Source organism: Symbiobacterium sp., assembly GCF_040797425.1.
In the GTDB taxonomy this organism is placed as follows: Bacteria; Bacillota; Sulfobacillia; order Symbiobacteriales; family Symbiobacteriaceae; genus Symbiobacterium.
Genome location: NZ_JBFNEH010000013.1, coordinates 50,110 through 71,503, shown reverse-complemented (window position 1 = coordinate 71,503; position 21,394 = coordinate 50,110). Strand labels below are relative to the sequence as shown.

18 protein-coding genes are annotated in these 21,394 nt (G+C 68.6%); 16 read left to right on the top strand and 2 right to left on the bottom strand.

Annotated elements, in window-relative coordinates; all coding sequences use genetic code 11:
• Positions 1-344: 344 nt before the first annotated feature.
• Genes AB2385_RS06340 through AB2385_RS06330 form a run of 3 tightly spaced genes read left to right on the top strand, consistent with a single transcriptional unit; the run spans position 345 to position 4,476 of the window.
• Positions 345-869 carry a transcriptional regulator gene (locus AB2385_RS06340; protein ID WP_367654106.1) on the top strand — a complete coding sequence of 175 codons (525 nt, stop codon included), beginning with the start codon at positions 345-347 and terminating at the stop codon, positions 867-869.
• 19 nt (positions 870-888) lie between these two features.
• Positions 889-1,818 carry a quinate 5-dehydrogenase gene (locus AB2385_RS06335; protein ID WP_367654105.1) on the top strand — a complete coding sequence of 310 codons (930 nt, stop codon included), beginning with the start codon at positions 889-891 and terminating at the stop codon, positions 1,816-1,818.
• Between the two features lie 30 nt (positions 1,819-1,848).
• Positions 1,849-4,476: an aminotransferase class III-fold pyridoxal phosphate-dependent enzyme gene (locus tag AB2385_RS06330; RefSeq protein WP_367654104.1), complete on the top strand. Its 2,628-nt coding sequence runs from the start codon at positions 1,849-1,851 to the stop codon at positions 4,474-4,476.
• 89 nt (positions 4,477-4,565) lie between these two features.
• Here AB2385_RS06330 and AB2385_RS06325 read toward each other — a convergent pair whose 3' ends face one another.
• Positions 4,566-5,729, bottom strand: a complete 1,164-nt coding sequence (locus tag AB2385_RS06325; RefSeq protein WP_367654103.1) for an ROK family protein — start codon at positions 5,727-5,729, stop codon at positions 4,566-4,568.
• A gap of 183 nt (positions 5,730-5,912) precedes the next feature.
• On the opposite strand from AB2385_RS06325, the gene AB2385_RS06320 reads away from it, so the two are divergent.
• The 7 genes from AB2385_RS06320 (at position 5,913) to AB2385_RS06290 (ending at position 13,928) form a co-directional block, all read left to right on the top strand.
• On the top strand, positions 5,913-8,003 hold the full coding sequence (locus tag AB2385_RS06320; protein ID WP_367654102.1) for a glycoside hydrolase family 52 protein: 2,091 nt from the start codon (positions 5,913-5,915) through the stop codon (positions 8,001-8,003).
• 155 nt (positions 8,004-8,158) lie between these two features.
• Positions 8,159-9,223 (top strand): sugar phosphate isomerase/epimerase family protein, encoded by a 1,065-nt coding sequence (locus AB2385_RS06315; RefSeq protein WP_367654101.1) that lies wholly within the window; start codon positions 8,159-8,161, stop codon positions 9,221-9,223.
• Positions 9,224-9,457: 234 nt separating this feature from the next.
• Positions 9,458-10,507, top strand: a complete 1,050-nt coding sequence (locus tag AB2385_RS06310; RefSeq protein WP_367654108.1) for an extracellular solute-binding protein — start codon at positions 9,458-9,460, stop codon at positions 10,505-10,507.
• A complete protein-coding gene (locus AB2385_RS06305) occupies positions 10,435-11,259 on the top strand; it encodes a carbohydrate ABC transporter permease (protein ID WP_367654100.1) in 825 nt (274 codons plus the stop codon). Before AB2385_RS06310 ends, AB2385_RS06305 begins: the two co-directional genes overlap by 73 nt.
• A 21-nt stretch (positions 11,260-11,280) precedes the next feature.
• Positions 11,281-12,096, top strand: a complete 816-nt coding sequence (locus AB2385_RS06300) for a carbohydrate ABC transporter permease (RefSeq protein WP_367654099.1) — start codon at positions 11,281-11,283, stop codon at positions 12,094-12,096.
• Positions 12,097-12,157: 61 nt separating this feature from the next.
• Complete coding sequence (locus AB2385_RS06295; protein ID WP_367654098.1) at positions 12,158-13,558, top strand: glycoside hydrolase family 5 protein; 1,401 nt, start codon at positions 12,158-12,160, stop codon at positions 13,556-13,558.
• Between the two features lie 169 nt (positions 13,559-13,727).
• Positions 13,728-13,928, top strand: coding sequence for a hypothetical protein (locus AB2385_RS06290; RefSeq protein ID WP_367654097.1), 201 nt, complete (start codon positions 13,728-13,730; stop codon positions 13,926-13,928).
• Positions 13,929-13,950: 22 nt separating this feature from the next.
• Here AB2385_RS06290 and AB2385_RS06285 read toward each other — a convergent pair whose 3' ends face one another.
• Positions 13,951-15,129, bottom strand: coding sequence for a M24 family metallopeptidase (locus AB2385_RS06285; RefSeq protein ID WP_367654096.1), 1,179 nt, complete (start codon positions 15,127-15,129; stop codon positions 13,951-13,953).
• 123 nt (positions 15,130-15,252) lie between these two features.
• On the opposite strand from AB2385_RS06285, the gene AB2385_RS06280 reads away from it, so the two are divergent.
• The 6 genes from AB2385_RS06280 to AB2385_RS06255 all read left to right on the top strand — a co-directional run bounded on the left by AB2385_RS06280 (position 15,253) and on the right by AB2385_RS06255 (position 21,307).
• Positions 15,253-15,690 carry a hypothetical protein gene (locus tag AB2385_RS06280; RefSeq protein WP_367654095.1) on the top strand — a complete coding sequence of 146 codons (438 nt, stop codon included), beginning with the start codon at positions 15,253-15,255 and terminating at the stop codon, positions 15,688-15,690.
• A 125-nt stretch (positions 15,691-15,815) separates the two neighbouring features.
• The gene (locus AB2385_RS06275; protein ID WP_367654094.1) at positions 15,816-16,901 is read left to right on the top strand and encodes a glucose-1-phosphate thymidylyltransferase; all 1,086 of its coding nucleotides are present in this window, start codon (positions 15,816-15,818) and stop codon (positions 16,899-16,901) included.
• Between the two features lie 4 nt (positions 16,902-16,905).
• Positions 16,906-18,141 carry a CotS family spore coat protein gene (locus AB2385_RS06270; protein WP_367654093.1) on the top strand — a complete coding sequence of 412 codons (1,236 nt, stop codon included), beginning with the start codon at positions 16,906-16,908 and terminating at the stop codon, positions 18,139-18,141.
• 7 nt (positions 18,142-18,148) lie between these two features.
• The gene (locus AB2385_RS06265) at positions 18,149-19,294 is read left to right on the top strand and encodes a glycosyltransferase family 4 protein (RefSeq protein WP_367654092.1); all 1,146 of its coding nucleotides are present in this window, start codon (positions 18,149-18,151) and stop codon (positions 19,292-19,294) included.
• 3 nt (positions 19,295-19,297) lie between these two features.
• On the top strand, positions 19,298-20,425 hold the full coding sequence (locus AB2385_RS06260; RefSeq protein ID WP_367654091.1) for a glycosyltransferase family 4 protein: 1,128 nt from the start codon (positions 19,298-19,300) through the stop codon (positions 20,423-20,425).
• Between the two features lie 3 nt (positions 20,426-20,428).
• Entirely contained in the window at positions 20,429-21,307 is an 879-nt protein-coding gene (locus tag AB2385_RS06255) for an NAD-dependent epimerase/dehydratase family protein (protein ID WP_367654090.1), read from the top strand.
• Positions 21,308-21,394 lie beyond the last annotated feature (87 nt).

Below are 21,394 nucleotides of genomic sequence, written 5' to 3'. Positions count from 1 at the left end.
CATCCAGTTCTTCGCGGTTGTGGTAGGGGAGAGGCGGCTTGCAGACTTTCGCATGCAGGCCGTTGACCTTGACCAGGAGGCAGATGTTGACCGCCAGGTTGAGCAAGATGCCAGCGATGATCACCCATGCCATCCAGGTGGGCCACGTTGCGGGGTTCATTGCGAATCGTCCTTTCTGTTCGCACACCAAGACGCCGGGGTCGATATGGTATCGCTTTGTCGATTTACTTCGACAATGGTTCCTTTCATCCTTCCCCGTTTCCAGGAATAGCTTGCGGGGCTGTGCACAAAAATGTACAATAGGCGCTGGCACATTCTTGTGCACAACGGGAGGTGACCGGGGCGTGCAGCTCATTCGCATCGGCGACAAGGTGGTGAGCCCCGAGCGGATCCACCGCATGGTCGACCGCATCCTCGAACTGCGGGCGCAGGGCCATTCCCAGCAGGAGGTGGCCGACATCCTGGAGGTCGACCGCACCCTGATCTCCCGGCTGGAATCGCTGGGGGAGATGCGGAAGGGCAAAAAGATCGCTCTGGTCGGCTTCCCCGTGAAGAACGGCCCCGAACTGGCCGACGTGGCACGGGCGGAGGGGGTCGACTTCGTCCTGCTCATGTCCGACCGGGAGCGGGTGGACTTCGCCCGCAATCAGAACGGCATCGAGGTGCTGAACCAGGTGATGCGGTGGATCGCCAGGGCGCGGGCCTGTGACGCCGTCATCTTCATCGGGTCAGACCAGCGGCTGAAGATGGTGGAGGCGCTGGTGGGCCCGCAGGTGATCGGCATCGAGATCGGGCGTTCGCCCATGACGCACGACGTATACGTGAGCCCTGACGAGGTGCGCGACCTGATCCGCAGCGTCAAGGGCTGAGTGCGAGGAGGACGTGGTTGTGAAGCGCATCGTCAGCGTGAGCCTGGGCTCCTCCAGGCGGAACTCCAAGGCGGCGGTCACCATCCTCGACGAGGAGGTGACGGTGGAGCGCATCGGCACCGATGGTTCCATGGAGAGGGCGATCGCCCTCATCCGGGAGCTGGACGGCCAGGTGGACGCGTTCGGCATGGGCGGCATCGACATGTACCTGCACGCCGGCGGCCGGCGTTACGCCTTCCGGGACGCCCGCCGGATCGCTGCTGCGGCCACCCGTTCGCCCATCGTGGACGGCTCCGGTCTCAAGAACACCCTGGAGCGCAGGGCGGTGGAGTGGGTGGACCGGCATCTGATGCCTCTCCGGGGCAAGCGGGTGCTCATGACCGCCGGCGTGGACCGGTTCGGCATGGCCGAGGCGCTGGATGCGGTGGGCGCTGACGTAGTCTACGGCGACGTGATGTTCGGGCTCGGGATGTCGATTCCGATCCGGCGCATCGAGACCCTGCAGATGGCAGCACGGGTGCTGCTGCCCGTGATTACCCAGTTGCCCTTCACGTGGCTCTACCCCACCGGTTCGAAGCAGGAGAGCTACCAGCCCCGCTTCGAGGAGTACTACCAGTGGGCGGACGTGATCGCCGGCGACTGGCTCTACATCCGGCGCCACGCGCCTGACCGGCTGCCGGGCAAGACCATCCTCACCAACACTGTAACCCCGGCCGACGTGGAGTGGATGAAGCAGGCGGGGGTGGCCACGCTGGTGACCACCACGCCGAACCTGTGCGGCCGCTCCTTCGGCACCAACGTGATGGAAGGGCTGATCGTGGCCATGGCGGGCCGGAAGCCGGAGGAGCTGAGGCCGGCCGACTACGAGGAGTGGCTGGACCGGATCGGCTTCACGCCCCGGGTCGAACACTTCAGTGCCGCAAGCCCCCGCGGTGCAGTCGGGGACTGAGCGCAAAGAGAGAACTGGGAGGGGTCCCCGTTGCACCTGTTTACCGAGTACGTGAACCCTCACCTCGGCCGGCTGCTCGAGACGCTCAACATGGACAAGCGCTTCGTCCGCGGTGAGGGCTGTTACCTTTACGACGCCGAGGGCCGGCGCTACCTGGACTTCGTGGCCGCCTACGGCGCCCTGCCCTTTGGCTTCAACCCGCCCGACATCTGGGCGGCGCTCCGCGAGGTGGAGGCGAGCCTGGAACCTTCCTTCGTCCAGCCATCGGCCCTGCAGGCGGCGGGGGAACTGGCCCGGCGGCTGGTGAGCATCGCACCCGCCGGGCTGCGCTATGTCACCTTCGCCAACTCGGGCGCAGAGGCGGTGGAGGCCGCGATCAAGGCGGCGCGGGCCGCCACCGGGCGGATGGGCATCATCTCCTGCGACAACTCCTTTCACGGCAAGACCCTGGGCGCGCTGTCCGCCACCAACCGCACGTCGTACCAGAAGGCGTTCGGGGCGCCGGTGCCCGGCTTCGTCCGGGTGCCCTACGGCGACCTGGAGGCCCTGGAACGGCTGCTCCGGGAGCGGGGCGAGGAGTTTGCCGCCTTCATCGTCGAACCGATCCAGGGGGAAGGGGGCATCGTGGAGCCCCCGCCCGGCTACCTGCGGGCTGCGCGGGAGCTCTGCCGGGAGCACGGCGTCCTCTTCGTCCTCGACGAGATCCAGACCGGCCTGGGCCGCACGGGCCGCCTCTTCGCCTGCGAGGAGGAGGGGGTGACCCCCGACGTGATGGTGCTGGCCAAGGCCCTGGGCGGCGGCCTCTTCCCCATCGGGGCTATGCTCTGCACGGAGGAGGTCTACACCGAGGAGTTCGCCATGAAGCACTCCTCCACGTTTGCCGGCAATACCCTCGCCTGCCGGGCCGGCCTGCGCTCCCTCGAGTTGCTCACCCGGGACGACCAGGCTCTGATCCGGCAGGTGGCCGAGAACGGCGCCTTCCTGAAATCCGGCCTGGAGCGGCTGCAGGAGCGGTACCCGCACGTCCTGAGGCGGGTGCGGGGGCGGGGGTACATGCTGGGCCTCGAGATCGGCGTCGACCGCACCACCTACGGCCGCACCTGCCTGCTCGGGGTGCTGGCGGAGCAGGAGGCGCTGACGCCGGTGCTCTCCTCCTACCTGCTGAACGTCTGCGGCCTGCGGGTGGCCCCCACGTTGAACGGCTCCGCGGTCATCCGCATCGAGCCGCCGCTCATCGCCACCCGGGAGCAGTGCCAGGCGGCCATCGACGCGGTGGAGCGCATGCTCGTCCCGTTGGCGGCCGGGAACACCGCCGAGCTGGTCTCCCACCTGCTGGGGATTGAGTCCCGGCCGCAGGTGCTGCCGGCCCCCGCACCGAGGCTGCTGCCCGAGCCCGACGGCGACCCCGCCGAGGGGCGGGTGGCGTTCCTCGTCCACCCGGTGGATCTGCGCAACTACCCGGAGATGGACGAGTCGTTCAAGGTGTTCTCCACCGATGAGCTCGCCCGGCTGTCCGAGCGCTTCAACGATCTGCTGGAGCCCTTCGTGGCCGGATCTGCCCGCGTGCGGGGCCAGAACGGCCGCCGGGTCTTCATCGACTTCGTGGTGGTCCCCCGCACCGCGGAGCAGCTGATGGCCCTGCCCCGCGCGGAGGCGGTGGCCCAGGTGCGTGCCGCCCTGGAGATCGCGAAGAAGCGCGGCGCCCGGCTGGTGGGCCTCGGGGCCTACACCTCGGTGGTGACCCGCGGCGGCCTCTCCCTGAAGGACGCCGGCGTACCCCTTACCACGGGCAACTCGTACACCGTCGTCTCGGCCGTGGAGGCCGTCTACATGGCCGTGGAGCGGCTGGGCACCCGGCTGCCCGAGGCGACCATCGCCGTGGTCGGGGCCACCGGCTCCATCGGCCGGGCCACCGCGATCCTGCTGGCCGAGGGGGTGGGGCGGCTGGTGCTCATCGGCAACCCGAGTCACCCCGATGCCAGCCGGCGGCGGCTGCTCAAGGTGGCGGGCGACGCCATCGCCCACCTGGCCGGCCTGGCGCGGGAGGGGCACCGGTTCGCTCCGGGCACCATCGGCCACCGGCTGATTGCGCTGGGCCCGCTGCCGGAGGAGGGGGCGGCGCCGGAGGCGTGGCAGGGCCTCGCCGGGCGACTGGAGGAGGCGGGGGCGCTGGCGATCACCACGGAGATTGACGCCGCACTCCCATCGGCCGACCTGGTGGTCACCGCCACCTCCAGCGCCGAGGACCTGGTGACGCCGGCCAACCTCAAGTTCGGTGCCGCCGTCTGCGACATCTCTCGCCCGCCCAATGTCTCCCGGGCCGTGAAGGACGCCCGCCCCGACGTGCTGGTGATCGACGGCGGGGTGGTGGAGGTGCCCGGCCGGCCCGACCTGGGCTGGTACTTCGGCTTCGAGCGGGGCCTCGCCTACGCCTGCATGGCCGAGACGATGATCCTGGGCCTGATGCACCACTACGAGGACACCTCGCTGGGCACTGACCTCAACCTGCCCATGATCCGCCAGCTCCGGCACTGGGCCGGCGAGCTGGGCTTCCGCCTGGCGCAGCTGCGCTCCTTCGACCGGCCGCTCTCGGAGGCCGAGTGGGCCGAGCTGATGGCCGCGCGGTCCCGGGTCCTCAGCCCGGCGGGGGACGACTGATCAGGCGCGGCGGTTCGCGCAGGCAACGGGTGCAAGCAACAGGGGTCGCGACCCGAGTCGCGACCCCTTCCGTCTTTGTGCCACAAGCCTTATACGACCATTCCACCGGAACTGAAGTGCGCCTCCACGAGGATCGAGGCAGCGCCCAGGGCGCAGGAGTTCTCGCCCAGGGTGCCCACGGTGATGTGCAGGTTGCGGGCGCGGCGGAGCATCAGCCGTTCGGAGAGCACCCGCTCCGCCGGGTTGATGAGCCACTTGCCGCAGCGCGCCATCGGGCCGCCGATGACCACGAGGTCCGGGTCGAAGATGTTCACCAGGCTGACCAGCCCGATGCCGAGATACTCGCCCACGGCGCTGATGGCGGTCACCACCCTGGGATCGCCCCGGGAGGCGAGCTGGTAGATGGTCTCGGCATCCTGCGACACGTCCCGCAGCCGGCGGAGCAGGGCCGCCTCGGAAGCGTAAAGCTCCCAGCAGCCCCGGTTGCCGCAGTTGCAGGGGGGGCCGCCGGCCTCCAGCACCATGTGGCCGGCCTCGCCGGCCAGGCCGTGCCCGCCCCGGAAGAGCTGGCCGCCCAAGATCACGCCGGTGCCGATGCCGGTGCCGACGCTGACGTAGAGCATGTTGGGAACGCCGCTGCCTGCTCCGAACCACTTCTCGCCCAGGGCGGCGGCGTTCGCCTCGTTTTCGAGGAAGACAGGCAGGCCGAGGCTCTGCTGCAGCAGCGTCCGGAGCTGCAGGTCACGCCAGCCCAGGTTGGGCGCCAGCAGCACGGTGCCCTGGTCCCGGTCCACCACGCCGGGCACGCCCACGCCGAGCCCCAGGACCCCCATGGGCGTCTTGGGGGCCTGCTTCATGAGCTGCTGCGCCATCTGCACCAGCGCCGACAGGGCGGCCTCTACCGACCGCCCGGGGGGCATGGGCACCTGGTGAGAGGCCAGGATGTTGCCCGTCAGGTCGCAGAGCACGCCGCGCAGGAAGGTGACCCCGACCTCGATACCGAGGGCCAGGCCGACCCGGCCGTTGAAGCTGAGCAACTTGGGGCGGCGCCCGCCCGTCGAGTGGCCTGTGCCCAGCTCGACAATCTGGCCTTCCGTCAGCAATTCGGCCGTCAAGACAGACACCGTGGACTTGTTCAGCCCGGTCATGCGCGAAATACTCGTGCGCGAGATCGGAGAGGAGCGACGAATGCAGTTAAGGACGATCGACTTGTTGAGCTGCTTGACCATCGCCGAATCGCCTGTTCTCACCACGAAAAGGGTCACCTCCTTACGTTTGGAAGCCCCTTCCGCCATGTCCGTAGGACGGATTCCCCATTTTCGCCGTCGCGGCAGGGAAAATGGAGACAGGTTTATAATACTTCAACCCAGAGAGTTTGGCTACCACTCAAACAAAGTTATCCCCGCGATTTTCGTAAGGAGAAGGAGGTTGTACGCGTGCAGTCCAGCTCGTTCTATGCGCACCACAGCCCGTGGGGGGCCTACGCGTCGTTCTGCCTGGGTTTCTACGGTCGGGGCGGCGGTTTTGCGCTGAGCGATGTCCACCCGCCCGACTGGAACGTCTACATCGGCTACGCCCGTCCGGGACAGCTGGGCCGCCTGCTGCCGTTCTTCAGCGGCTCCGGCCGTGGAAAGGGCGCCGCCGCGTTCGTGGGCACCGACCCGCGGCACGACGCCAATCAGATGAACGTTCTGCCCTTCCAGCCCCGGGAGATCACCCGCACCATGACCTGGGCGGGCGACACGTGGCAGGCCGGCGACCTCACCTTCCGGCTGGTGACCCCCTTCGGGCCGGTTCCGCCCCTGGAGACGCTGGACGAGGCCGAGCGGCGCTTCCACCTCGCTCCGGCGATCCTGGCCGAGATCACGCTCGACAACCGGTCGTCAGACGAGCCGGCCCGCCTGATCTTCGCCATGGACGGGATGCGGCGCGTGCTCTCCGACGTGACGTCCGGCGCCCTGCTGGGAGCGGGCACGGGCACGTCCGTGGCGGTGGCCTGCCTGCCCACGCCCGAGGCGCAGGAACTGCTCCACTGGGACATCGTCGAGCCGGCCTTCTACGGCGAGCCGATCATCAACCGGCTGGGCACGCAGGGCGGGCTGGTCTTCACCGTCCCCGCGGGCGAGAAGCGCACCTACACCCTGGCGCTGGCCACTTACCAGGGCGGGATCGTCACCACCGGCATTCCAGCCCGGTTCGCCTACACCGCGCTCTTCCGGAGCGTGGAGGAGGTGGCGGCGTACGTGCTGGAGCACCGCGAGCGCTACCTGGCCCTGGCCCGGGAGCGGGACGAAGAGCTGGAGCGTGCACCTCTCAACCGGTACCGGAAGTTCATGCTGGCCCACTTCACTCACAGCTACCTGGCCAACACCGAACTGCTCATGGACGAGCAGGGCCGGCTGATCTGGGTGGTGAACGAGGGCGAGTACCAGATGATGAACACCTTCGACCTGACGGTCGACCAGGTCTACTGGGAGCTCCGGTACCATCCCTGGACCGTACGCAACAACCTGGACCTGTTCGTCGCCCGGTACTCCTACACCGACAAGGTGAAGGACCGGGAGGGGAACCTCTACCCCGGCGGCATCGCCTTCACGCACGACATGTGCGTTGCCAATCATTTCACCCCGCCGGGCCATTCTTCCTACGAGCGGACCAACATCAAAGGCTGCTTCAGCTACATGAGCCACGAGCAGCTGGACAACTGGATTCTCACCGGTTCCCTGTACGGCCTGCTCTCGGGCGATGAGGGCTGGCTGCGGGAGGCGGCGCCGGTCTTCCGGGACTGCCTGGCAAGCCTCGTGGCGCGGGACCGAAACGGCGACGGCATCATGGACGCCGACAGCGACCGGTGCGGCAACAGCAGCGAGATCACCACCTATGACAGCCTCGACGCGAGCCTGGGGCAGAGCCGGAACAATCTCTACCTGGCCATGAAGACCTGGGCGGCCTACGTCTGCCTGGGCCGCGTCTTCCGGCGCCTGGGGCTGGCCGCGGAGGCGGCGAAGGCCGAGGACCAGGCTGCCCGGGCGGCGGCCACCGTGGCCTCCAAGTTCATCCCGGAGGAGGGGTACATCCCGGCCGTGTTCGAGGGCGGGAACACCTCCCGGATCATCCCGGCCATCGAGGGGCTGATCTACCCCTTCATGCTGGGTGACGATGACGCCGTCAGTCCCAACGGCCGGTTCGGCCGCCTGATCTCCGCCCTGAAGACGCACCTGGCGACGGTGCTGCGCCCCGGCGTCTGCATCGACGCCACCTCGGGCGGCTGGAAGCTCTCCTCTACCAGTGAGAACACCTGGGTGAGCAAGATCATCCTCTGCCAGTATGTGGCGGAGCGGGTGCTGGGCTTCGACTTCGGTGACCGGTCGGAGGAATGGGACCGGGTCCATGCCTCCTGGCAGACGGAGGGGTGCGCCATGCAGGCCGCCACCGACCAGGTGTGGAGTAACACCGGCACCGACCGTGGCAGCAGGCTTTACCCGCGCCTCGTCACGGCCGTGCTCTGGCTGGACCAGGCCCGGTAGCCCGGAAGAGACTCCCTCGGAAATATGAGAAAAAGTACATCTCTGGCAGGAGGAACTCTCCTTCGCGTGGAGTATTCTTTACCACGGATAGTTTGGTGGACCGTCGAACGAAGTTTAGGCCTGCAGTAGTTCATCGCCAGAAAGGATGTCGGGACATGACGTACACGTGGAATACCAGTGTGGGCATCTGGGCTTTCGGTATCTCTCCGACACGCTTCATGCCGGGCGGCTACCATCCTGAGGTGGCCGACCTCGACGTCGTGGAGCGACTGAAGCGGGCGGTGGACGGGCTCGGCCCCCTGGTGAAGGGTTACGAGTTCCATTACGAGACCGAGATTGACGAGCGGAACCTGGAGCAGATCCGGACGGTGCTGGGACGCGACCACCGCATTGCCACCATCTGCTACGGCCTGGTGCCGAACCCGCGGTTCCAGCTGGGCGCGCTGATCAACCCCGATCCCGGCAAGCGGCGTGAGGCAGTGGCCCACATGAAGCGGGCCATCGACATGGCGGCCGAGGTGGGCGCGCGGTTCATCTACTGGCCGGGCAATGAGGGCTACAACTACTCCTTCCAGCGCGACTATGCCACCACCTGGGGCTGGTTCCTGGAGGGCATCCAGGAGACGGTGGAGCACGCCAACAAGAAGAACGTGATCTACCTCCTGGAGCACAAGAACAGCGAGCCGGCCATGCAGATCCTGATGCGGAACGTCGCCTCGGCGATGTTCATCGTGAAGAAGATCGCCGAGATGGGCACCGACACCCGCAACCTGAAGATCAACATGGACTGGCAGCACCTGATCATGAACAACGAGCCGCTGCCTGAGTACGCCGCCCTGCTGGCCCGGGAGGGCCTGCTGGGCCACCAGCACGGCAACTCAGGCTGGGGTGCCTTCGACGACGACAACATGGTCGGCGCCAGCTTCTTCTGGCAGACCGTGGAGCTGGCCAAGGTGCTGCAGCAGGTGAAGTACGGCGCGAACGGCGAGTGGCTGGGCCTGGACCTCTTCCCGTACACCGAGGATCCGGTGGCGGCCGTCCGGCGGAGCGTGCTGCAGTGGCAGTTCATCAGCGACATCGCCGAGAAGATCGGCGACGAGGAGCTGGCAGCCGCCCACGAGCGGGCCGACGCCGTGGCTGCGTACACGGCCGTGTTCAAGGCCCTGGGCCTGGACGAGGCGTACGAGCGCCGCATCGTCGACCTGTACGCCCGGCGCTGATGCCGTAACCCGACGCTGGCCTGTCTCTGGCCGGTTCCGTTCCCTCGCGGAAGCCGGCCGGTGTGTGAGACACAACAACCATCAGAGTAAGAACTCACGAGATGGGGGTGCACTCCATGGTTTCGAGGATCCGGCGATTGGTACCGACCCTGCTGGCCATCCTGACCATCGTCAGCCTCGTGGCAGGCTGCGGCGGCCAGGGCGGACAGTCCACTCAAACTCCGGCTCCCAGCACTGGCGGCACCTCAACACCACCAAACCAGTTCTGGCTCTGAGAGCGGCTCCGGGGATCAGGTCACGATTACCTGGTGGCATCTGTGGACCGGCGGACCCGAGCAGAAGTGGAACGCCATCGCAGAGGCCTACATGAAAGAGCATCCCAATGTGAAGATCGAGATCACGGTTCTCGAAAACGAAGCGTTCAAACAGAAGATCGCCACTGCCATGCAGTCCAACAACCCGCCCGATCTGTTCAACAGCTGGGGCGGCGGCGGCCTGCGGGAGTATGTTGAAGCCGGCCTGGTGAAGGACATCACCGCCGAACTGCAGAAGGACGGCTGGATTGATTCCATCGCCAACGCCGACATGATGGCCGTCGACGGCAAGTACTACGGCGTGCCGGTGAACATCGGCATGGTCGGCTTCTGGTACAACAAGGAACTGTTCGCCAAGGCGGGCATCAACGAGCCGCCCAAGACCTGGACGGAGTTCCTTGAGGCCATCGACAAGCTGAAGGCCGCGGGCATCACGCCCATCTCCCTCGGCGAGGGCGACAAGTGGCAGGGTGCCTTCTACTGGGAGTACCTGGCGCTGCGCATGGGCGGCAAGGAGGCTTTTGAGAAGGCCTACACCAGGAACGGTGGCTCCTTCGCCGACGAGTCCTTTGTGGAGGCCGGCCGGAAGCTGCAGGAACTGGTGGCCAAGCAGCCCTTCCAGGATGGCTTCCTCAGCGCCAACCAGGGGGACGAGGCCACGAACGTGGCGAACGAGCTGGCGGCCATGGTGCTGCAGGGCCACTGGGCGTTCTACCAGTTCAAGGACTACGCTGCCGACGGCGTTGGCCCTGGCGACAAGATCGGCTGGTTCCCCTTCCCGGCGGTGGAGGGCGGCGCCGGCGATCCCACGGATGCGCTGGGCGGCGGCGACTGCATCGCCGTTGGTGTAAACGCTCCGCCCGAGGCCGTGGACTTCCTCCGCTGGTGCTGTACACCATGTTCGTGCTGTATCCCATCGTTCAGGCGGCCCACTACTCCGCCTACGACTGGAACGGCCTGGGCCCGCTGACCAAGTGGGTGGGGTTCGCGAACTACCGCAGGGTCCTCGCCGACCCCATCTTCCGCGCCGCGGTCGGCCATAACCTGATCATCGCGGGTCTTTCGCTCTTGCTCCAGCTGCCCATGGCGCTGGCCCTGGCGCTGCTCGTGGGCCGCAAGCTCCCGGGCAAGACCTTCTTCCGCACCGTGTTCTTCCTGCCCTACGTGCTGGCGGACGTGGCCACCGCCGTCATGTGGCGGGCGATCTACAACCCCCGCTCCGGTCTGGTCAACGCCTTCTTCAACCTCATCGGCGTGCCGCCCCAGTCGTGGCTGAGCGACCCCAAGGTGGCGCTGTACGCCATCTTCGTGGCGATCACCTGGAAGTACTTCGGCTACCACCTGGTGCTCTACATGGCGGGTCTGCAGAACATCCCGGTGGAACTGGAGGAGGCCGCCCTCATCGACGGCTGCAACGGATGGCAGGCGACCCGGTATGTGACGCTGCCGCTTCTGGGCAGCACCATCCGGCTGACCATCTACCTTTCGGTGGTGGGCTCGCTGCAGTTCTTCGACCTCATCTGGGTCATGACCACCGGTGGTCCGGTCAACGCCACGGAGACGATGGTGACGTACCTCTACAAGTACGGCTTCCAGCGCTTCAACCTCGGCTACGGCAGCGCGGTGGCGGTCGTGCTCTTCGCCATTTGCCTCACCTTCTCGCTGCTGTACCAGAAGTTCGTCATGAAGCGCGACATCTCGGCCGCCCGGGTCGCGGACTGACACGAAAGGAGGCAAGGCGCGGTGCACAAGCAGACAGGCCAGCGACAGCAGAGGGTCGACGCTTCGCTCGTCGTCCGGGTGCTCGTCGCCTCCATCGTGGCGCTCTTCGTGCTCATCCCGCTGGTCAGCACGGCCATCAACGGCTTCAAGACCAACGGCCAGCTCATGCTCGACCCCTTCGGCCTTCCGAACCCGTTTATCTCGTCCAACTACGGCGGGATCCTGTCCAGCCCCAGCTTCTGGCGCCAGATGGGCAACTCCGTGGTGGTCACCGTGGCCACTGTGGTGGTGACCGTCCTGGTCTCGAGCATGGCGGCGTTCGTCCTGGCCCGGTACTCCTTCGCGGGCAGCCGGCTCACCTACAACTTCTTCATCCTCGGCATGCTGTTTCCGCTCACGGTGGCCACGCTGCCGCTCTACATCCTGCTGAGGCAGCTGGGGCTCATCGACAGCCTCTGGGGCGTCATCCTGCCCCAGGCGGCCTTCGGCCTGCCGATGAACATCCTGATCCTGCGCGATTACTTCAGGGCGATCCCGGTGGAGCTGGAGGAGGCCGCCGCGATCGACGGCTGCACCGCCCTCGGCTTCTACTGGCGGGTGCTCACGCCCCTCTCTCGGCCGGCCCTCGCCGCCGTCTCCATGCTGGCGATGGTGAGCAGCTGGAACGGATTCCTGCTGCCGTTGCTCGTGCTGAACGACGACCGGCTGTGGACGCTACCGCTGGGCGTGATGCAGTTCCAGGGCCAGTACTCGACCAACCTGGCACTGGTGATGGCCTCGTCACGCTCTCCATGCTGCCGGCAATCGTCTTCTACCTGTTCGCTGAGCGCCACCTGATCGCCGGCCTCACCGCGGGCAGCGTGAAGGGCTGAGGGCACGGGGAGGAGGAGCCAGACCCATGCAGTTCCTTAAGGTACGCGGCAAGCATATTGTGAACGAATCCGGCGAGAAGGTGTTCCTTCGGGGAGTCAACCTGGGCGGCTGGCTCAACATGGAGAACTTCATCACCGGCTATCCCGGGGCAGAGAGCACCCTGCGGGCCGCCGTTTGCGAGGCGCTGGGTGAGGAGCGCTACCAGGCGTTCTTCGGCAGCCTCCTGGACGCCTTCGTGACGGAGGGCGACTTCCGATTCCTGCGGGAGATCGGCGTGACAGTGGTGCGGGTGCCTTTCAACTACCGGCACTTCGAGGATGACATCGCGCCGGGGCAGTATCGCCCGGAGGGCTTCCATCACCTGGACCGGGTGATCGCGCTGGGGAAGCAGTACGGCATCCACGTGATTCTCGACTTCCACGCCGCGCCGGGCTGGCAGAACCCCGACTGGCACTCGGACAACCCGCACGGCGTCGCACTCCTATGGGAGCACCGGGACTTCCAGCGGCGGGCCCTGAACCTCTGGCTGCACATTGCGGAGCGGTACAAAGACGAGCCGGCCGTGGCGGGGTACAACCTGCTCAACGAGCCCACCGCCCCGACCATCGGGCACCTGAACCGGCTGTACCGGGAGTGGATCCCGGCCATCCGGCAGGTGGACCGCCGCCACATCTTCTTTATCGACGGCAACAACTACAGCCGGGACTTCGAAGGGATGGAGCCGCCGGCTGACGACAACGTCGTCATCTGCTCCCACAACTACACCATCCCCACCCACCGGGCCCGCAATTACCCCGGCCGGGTGGATGGCGTCTGGGCCGACCGGGCGTACATGGAACAGGAGTTCCGGCGGGTCAACCGCTGGATCCTGGAGCGGAACCTGCCCTGCCTCGTGGGCGAGTTCGGCGCCCTCTTCGACGGCGGCGCCGCATCGCCCACCAACCCCGACCTGGCCCGGCTTGCGGCCCTGCGGGACCAGCTTTCGGTCTTCCACGAGTACGAGCAGCACTGGACGATCTGGACCTACAAGGACGTGGACGTCCAGGGCCTGGTGGTGCCGAGGGCCGAGAGCGAGTACATGCGCCGCATCCGGCCCATCCTGGAGGCCAAGCGGCGGCTGGGCACCGACGCCTGGACCTCCCGGGAGGGCGGCCTGCTCATGACCTGGGCCGGCCACGTGCTGGACCTGATGGTGGCCGAGCTGAACGAGTTCAGCCTCGACATGGCCGCGCTCCGGAAGGCGCTGGGGCTGAAGGCGGTCTACGGGCTGCTGGCCGGTTCGCTCGCACCGGTCTACGCGAGCCTGTTCCAGGACATGACCGCCGAGCAGATTCGAGCCATGCACCATGAGGCGTTTGCGTTTGAAAACTGCGTCCGCCGCGAGTACCTCATCGACGTGCTGCGGGAGGCGCTGCAGCGGCGTTAGAGAGAACGCACCGGCCCTCTGGCTGGCGTGAGTTACGCGGAGGGAGGCCCCCTGGCAGCAGGGGGCCTCCCTTCCTGTTGGCAGACCCGGTGTGTTCAACGATTCCGAACAATGAGGCGGAACTTGCGTAATCGGCCGCGGTCATGATGAAGGGAGGAGGGTGATGCCCATGCTGCGACGTGTCACTGCCGCACTGCTGGCCTTGCTCCTGGTCGGATGTGCCCCCGGTGCGAGCCCCGAACCGGCCAGCCCGGCAGATACTGCGTCCGACAGCGCTATTGCCGGTCCAGCCCGGCTGCTGCTGGCCCTGCCGGAGGGCCGGAGCGGCATGCGGGCGCGGGTGCTCCTGGTTCCTGTCCGCGCCGGGTAGGGCCGCCGCCCGCGACTTCCTCTCAGGGTTTCACGCCCAGCTCTTCGCTCGTGATGGAGACCCGCTCCGCCCCTGCCGGGGTGACCACGAACGTCGACTCCAGCCCCACCGCGCCGCGGGCGGGGAAGAAGAACTTGGGCTCCACCGCGATCACATTCCCCTCCTCCAGCGGCTGCCGCTGTTTCGGGGCCAGCACCGGCCACTCGTCCAACTCCAGCCCCACCCCATGGCCGACGAAGCGCATCCGATTCTCGCCGCAGCCCATGAAGTGCTCCTCCAGCCCAGCCCGTCGGGCGATGGCCACCGACCGCTCCCAGAGTTCCTCGCCGGTGGCGCCGGGCCGGGCCGCGCCGGCGACTTCCGCCAGAATCTCCCGGCACACTTCGTAGGCCCGCACCAGGTCGGGCGCCAGCCGTCCGATCACCAGGGTGCGGGTCTGGTCGTGCACGTAGCCGTCCACCACGGTGGGGTAGTCCACACAGATGGGCTCGTCCCGGCGGATGACGCGCTGGCTGGCCCCGTACGGTGCGGCTGGCGTGAGGCCCACGCCGCCGAAGGGCGTGTCGGCGAAGGAGAAGGCGAGGGCGGATTCGCCTGCCAGCACCATCATGGGCGGCGACTCGAACGCGTTGTGGGCGTGCCACCGGATCATCCCCTGCGCGCCGGCGAGCCGCTGGGCGGCCTCGCCCGCCACCGAGAGCTCCAGCTCCGTCATCCCCTCGCGCAGGACATCGAACAGGGCCCGATAGGTCTCGTCGGCCGCCCGGGCCGCGGCCCGGATGCGCTCCACCTCCCATGGCGACTTCACCGACCGCAGCAGGCGGATGGCCGGCCCCACGTCCACGGCCTCGACACCGGGCAGGTAGCGCCGGTAGGCCTCAAACTGCGCCACCGGCAGGCGGTCCAGCTCCATCCCGATGCGGCGGGCGCCGCCCAGGTGATCCGCCAGGAAGCGCAGGCTCGTGAGCGGCTCGATCTGCGCCAGGGCAGACTCCCGCCGCGCCCGTTCCAACACCCGGCGGACCAGGAGGCGGGGCTCGCCCTCCACCGGCACCCAGAGGTGGCTCTGCTGGGCTGTGCCGGCGAAGTAGAGGAGAGACGTGGTACTGTGCAGCAGCGCCCCCTCCAGCCCCTGCCGGGCGAGGGCGGCCTGGAGGCGCCGGATGCGGCTTTCCAGTTCAGTGCGGGGCGTGAGCAGCACGGTTGGTCCTCCCTTATGCGATGTTACGTAATATTTGGACGAACGGGACCAGCGCCGGGCGACGGGCCGCTGCATAGGCTGAAGCAGACGCAGTCGTGTCCCGGCCCGGAAGGAGGTGGCCCGTTGCTCCTGGAGATCATCTCGGAGGCCGTCGTCGGCCGGGGCGAGGCTTCGCTCGCCTGGACACACGAGCTCTCCGCCCCGGACGTCTCGCAGATCCTCGGTGTGCGCGTCGGGCAGTCCGACTGCAGGCTGCGGATGGAGGGCAACGCTCCCCACGCTGACATCACGCTGGAGGCCGACCTGTGGTGTCTCGGCACCGATGGCACGACGGTTCTGAGCACGCACTCCCAGGCCGTGCAGGAGGTGTCGGTTCCGCTCAGGGGCACACTGGTGGGCGAGCCCAGCTACCACCTGCGCCTGGTGGGGGCGCCCCGCGCCACCGGCGTGCGGGTGGAGGGGGAGACCATCCATATCGACTTCGCCGCCACCGTGGCGGTGGAGGCCAGGGCCCTCACTCGCTACTGGGTGCGGGCGGAGGATCACGTCCCCGAGGCATGACACTGTTCCCGACCGGCCCGTGGCAGGCGCCACGGGCCGTTCCTCTTGACGCGGCTCCGCCCTCCCGCCATTACGTAAACCTCGCTCTGCCCCGGTGCATACCGTGGTAGGAGGAAAGGCAGGGGGTGCGTGTGAAAGCCCTGGTCCTCTGCGCCGGGCGGGGAAGCCGCCTGCGACCGCTGACCCATACCCGGGCGAAGGCGGCGCTTCCCGTCGCCGGCCGACCGATCTGGCAACACGTCTTCGACTATCTGGCAAGGTTCGGCTTCGAAGAGATCGGGGTGGTCGTGGGGCCCGGCCAGCAGGAACTGAGCGACGCGGTGCAGCGGTGGCCCCGCCAGCGCGTGCACGTCATCCTGCAGGCCGAGCCCGGGGGCATCGCCCACGCGGTGGCGACGGCCCGCCCTTTCCTGGCCGATGAGCCCTTCCTGCTCTACCTGGGCGACAACCTGACGGACGCCGATATCACCCCCGCCATCCGGCGCTTCCAGGCGGCCGCTCCGGCCGCCCTGCTCACGCTGCACCGGGTGCCGAACCCGCGCGAGTTCGGGGTGGCCACCCTGGAGGGCGACCGGGTGGTGGGCGTTGTGGAGAAGCCGACCGATCCGCCGTCAGACCTGGCTGTGGCCGGCATCTACCTGTTTTCCCCCGCCGTGCACGCGGCCATCGCCGGCCTGCGACCGTCGCACCGCGGCGAACTGGAGATCACCGACGCGGTCGCGCGGCTGCTGGCCGACGGCCACCTGGTGCTCGGCCACACCCTCACGGGCTGGTGGGAGGACGCCGGCAGCGCCGCGGGCCTGCTGACGGCCAACGCCCGCCTGCTGGCGTCTCTGCCCGCCAACATCCACCCCTCGGCGGTGCTGGCGGAAGTCGCCATCGAGGGCCCGGTGCAGGTGGGGCCCGGTGCGGAGTTGCGCCGGGTCCGGCTGAAGGGGCCCGTGGTGATCGGGGCCGGCTGCCGGGTGACCGACAGCGAGATCGGCCCCTCCACCAGCGTGGGCGACGGCGCCATCCTGGCGGGGGTGACGGTGGCGAACTCGGTGCTCCTGCCCGGATGTCGACTGCAGGGGCCGGCGCTCCACCTGGCCGATTCGGTGGTGGGGGCCGGCGCTCACGTGTGGGCCCGGGCAGGGCACCCCGCCGCGCTGGTGGTGGGTGACGACGCGCACCTGCTGATCCCGCAGCAGCGGCGGCAACCGCGGAGGTGATCCGGTGAATCAGCAACCCGTTTCCGTCTACCTGAACCCGAACGCCGACATCTTCGTGCCCTCCACCATCACGGTGCAGATCATCGGCGGGGAAGCGGCCCCGCGAGACCTCTGGCCGCCAACCGGACGCTGGTTCCCGCCTCCCTGGGCCGCGGCGGCCCTGGCGAATGCGGACGAGGAGGACGAAGCGCAGGCGGGCGAGCAGGTCCCGCCCGAGATCCTGGCCCTGGCCGAGCAGGCCGCCCGGGCCTGGGATATGAAGGTCCACAGCATGACGGTGGCTGCCACCAAGCCCGAGAAGGGCTGGGGTGCCATCTGGAAGATCGAGACCGACCGGGGCCCCCGGGCCCTGAAGCTCCTGCACAGGCCTTTCGAGCGCAACCTGTTTTCCATCGGCGCCCAGGAGTACCTGGTGAAGCAGAAGGCCCGGGTACCACCGCTGGTGCCCACCCGCGACGGGAAGCTCTACACCCTCACCGGCGGGCGCATGTTCATCGTGGCCGAGTGGATTCAGGGCCTGCGCCAGGCCCCGAAGGAGACCATCGACGGCCCGCAGATGCTCTGCTACGGGCTGGGCGAGTTCCACCGCCGTTCCCGCGGCTACCGTCCCCCGGAGGAAGCTTATTACGCCAGCCGGCTCCACCGGTGGCCCAAGGTCTACCAGAAACTGCGCACCAAGCTCGACTGGTTCGAGCACCTGGCGCGGGCCTACCGCGACATGCCGGCCGCTCCCCTGCTCCTGGAGGTACTGCCCCGGTTCCGCGGGCAGGCAGACGAGGCGATCAGGCTCCTGGAGGCATCGGCCTACCGGGACCTGGCCGCCCGGGGGGAGCAGGCCTGGGGGCTGGCGCACCAGGACTACGGCTGGTCCAACGGCCAGATCGGGCCCGACGGCAAGGTGTGGATCATCGACCTGGACGGCGTGGCCTTTGACCTGGCCTTCCGGGACCTGAGAAAGCTCATCACCGGAACCATGGACGACCGGGGCGACTGGGACGTGAGCTGGATGCAGGCGATGATCCGGGCGTACAGCGAGGCGAACCCGCTGGAGCCCGCCGCCCTGCAGGTGATGCTGATCGACATGCTGCTGCCCAACGAGTTCTACAAGCTGGTGAAGGACGTGCTCTATAACCCGGCGATGCTGGACGGGACCATGGTGGCGGCGCTGGAGCGGCTTCTCGTGACGGACGAGCGCAAGCAGCGGGCGCTGGCGGAGCTCGGCCTGAAGCGGAGGAGGTGACCGCGCCGTGCGCTGCCTGATGATCTCCACCGAGAAGCTGCCCGTCCCGCCGGTGCGGGGGGGCGCGATCCAGACCTATATCCACGCCGTGGCGCCCCGCCTGGCCCAGCACCACAAGGTGGGCGTGGTCGGCGTTACCGATCCGGAGCTGCCCGAGCGGGAGACCCGGGACGGCGTGATCTACTGGCGGGTGCCGGGCGGCCCGTTCCCGCTCTATCTCAAGCGGGTGCTGACGCTCCTGGAGCCGCTGCGGGACCGGGTCGACGTGGTGCACGTGTTCAACCGGCCCCGCCTGGTGCTGCCGGTGCGGAAGGTCCTGCCCGGGAGCCGTATCATCCTGAGCCTCCACAACGAGATGTTCCGCCCGGAGAAGATCGACCCCGACGAGGCGAGGGCCGCCATCGGCGAGGTGGAGCGCATCGTGACCGTGAGCGACTTCATCGGTCGCGGCGTCGCGGCGCTCTACCCCGAGGCTGAGCCCAAGGTGCAGACGATCTACTCGGGGGTCGACCTGGACCGGTTCCTGCCCATCTGGACCCCCGAGGCCCGGCGCATCCGGCAGCGGCTGAAGGCGGAGCACGGGCTGGGTCGCGGCCCGGTGCTGCTCTACGTGGGGCGCATCTCGCCCAAGAAGGGCGTTGACGTGCTGGTGCGGGCCCTGGGCCCGGTGGCCGAGCGGTACCCGGGGGCGGTGCTCGTGCTGGTGGGCAGCAAGTGGTACGGCGAGGACCGCATCAGCGACTACGTGGCCTACGTCCGGGCCCTGGCCGCCCGGGCGCCGGTGAAGGTCTACTCCACCGGGTACGTGCCGGCCGACCAGGTGCACGAGTGGTTCACGACCGGCGATCTCTTCCTCTGCGCCTCGCAGTGGGAGGAGCCGCTGGCCCGGGTCCACTACGAGGCGATGGCCGCCGGCCTGCCCATCATCACCACGGCCCGGGGTGGCAACCCGGAGGTGGTGCAGGGACAGGGCAACGGGGTGGTGGTGGAGGATCCGGCAAACCCCAGGGCCTTCGCCGACGCGATGCTCCGGCTGCTGGACGACGACGGCCTGCGCTATCAGATGGGGCGGCGGGGGCGCCAGCTGGCAGAGGAACGCTACAGCTGGGACCGGGTGGCGACGGACATCCGCAGTGTCTGGGAGCGTGGCTGATTCATGCGCATCGCACTGGTGTGCACGGAGAAGCTGCCGGTGCCGCCGGTGCGGGGCGGTGCGATCCAGACCTATATCGCCGGCGTACTGCCCTACCTTTCCACCCGGCACGAGGTGACGGTGGTCGGCCGTACCGACCCCGCCCTGGCGGAGTGCGAGGAAGCCGGCGCCGTGCGGCACGTGCGCCTCTCCGCCGAAGGCGGGCCGGAGCGTTACGCCGACCGGGTGGCGGCCTTTCTGGCCGGCGAGCGGTGGGACGTGGTGGAGGTCTTCAACCGCCCCGCCTTTGTCGGCCGCATCGCACGGGCGGCACCCGGGGCCAGGCTGGTGCTCTCCCTGCACAACGCCATGCTCGCGCCTGACCGGCTGGACCCGGCCGAGGCGCGGCGCATCCTGGCCCGGCTGGACGCCGTGGTGGCCATCAGCGACTTCATCCGGATCTCCACTGCCCGGCTCTACCCGGAGCACGCCCACAAACTCCGAACGATCCGCTCCGGGGTCGACCTGGAACGCTTCCGCCCGGGGCCGTCGCCCCGGTCGGAAGCGCTCCGGGCCCGGCTCGGGCTCACCGGGCGGCCGGTGGTGCTCTCGGTGGGCCGGCTCTCCCCGAAGAAAGGGATTCACGTGATCCTGGCGGCGATGGAACGGGTGCTCCTCACCCATCCCGAGGCGGTGCTGGTACAGGTGGGCTCCCGCTGGTACGGACACGACGACACGGACTCCTACGTGCGGGCGGTGCGGGAGCAGGCCTCGAGGCTGGGAGACGCAGTGCGCCTGGTGGGATACGTTCCCTACGACGAGGTGGACGCCTACTTCCGCCTGGGCGACCTTTTCGTCTGCGCCTCGCAGTGGGAGGAACCGCTGGCCCGGGTGCACTACGAGGCCATGGCCTGCGGGCTGCCCATCGTCACCACCGACCGCGGGGGCAACGCCGAGGTGGTGACGGACGGGCACAACGGGCTCCTGGTGCGCCCCTGGCACAGCGCCGAAGCTCTCGCCGCCGCCATTCAGGCGCTCCTGGATGATCCCGACCTGCGCCGCCGCCTGGGCGCGGCGGGCCGGTGCATGGCAGAGGCAGGATTCGGCTGGGAGCGGGTTGCGAGGGAGCTCTTGGAAGTACTGGAGGGGTGAGCGGTGGCGCGCTTTCTCGTGACGGGGGCGGCGGGATTCATCGGGTCGCACCTGGTGGAGCACCTCCGCTCGGACGGGCACACGGTGGTGGGGGTGGACCGCCGCCCCGGTGCCGACGTGGTGGGCGACTTGCTGGAAATTGACCTGGCGCCGCTCCTGGACGGGGTGGACTACGTGATCCACCTGGCGGGTCAGCCGGGGGTGCGGGAGAGCTGGAGCCAGTTTCCCGCCTACAGCCGGGGCAACATCGAGCTGACCCAGCGGCTGTTGGAGGCGGTCCGGGGGAGGGGGCTGAAGAAGTTCGTGCTGGCCTCCACCTCGTCGGTCTACGGCGAGGCGCCGATGCCCGCCCGGGAGGACGGGCCCGTGCTGCCGGTCTCCCCGTATGGCGTCACCAAGCTGGCGGCGGAGCGGCTGTGCGACCTGTACGGGCGCACGGCCGGCGTCCCCTGGGTGGCGCTCCGGTACTTCACGGTCTACGGCCCCCGGCAGCGGCCGGACATGGCGTTCTCCCGCTGGCTGGCCGCGGCCCTCGCCGGCCGGCCGATCCAGGTCTACGGCGACGGCGGCCAACTCCGGGACTTCACGTACGTCGGCGACGCCGTGGTCGCCACGGCTCGGGCGGCCCTCAACCCGGTGGTGGGGGTGCCCATCAACGTGGGCGGCGGCCACGCGGTGACGTTGCGCCGGGCCATCCGGGTGATCGCCGCCGTCACCGGTCGGCCGGTTCGGGTGGAGTACCTGCCCGCTCCGCCGGGGGAGATGCGGGAGACCCGCGCCGACACGACGCGGCTGTGGCAGGAGATTGGGTTCCGGCCTTCGACGCCGCTGGAGGACGGGCTGTGGCAACAGTACCAGTGGATGCTGTCCGGGCGGGCGTGAGGAGCGCCCGCCCGGTCCGCGCGCACCGTGGCGGGTTCTGCCCGCCGGGCGGCGCACAACCCTTCCGGCCGGCATAGCCTGATACGA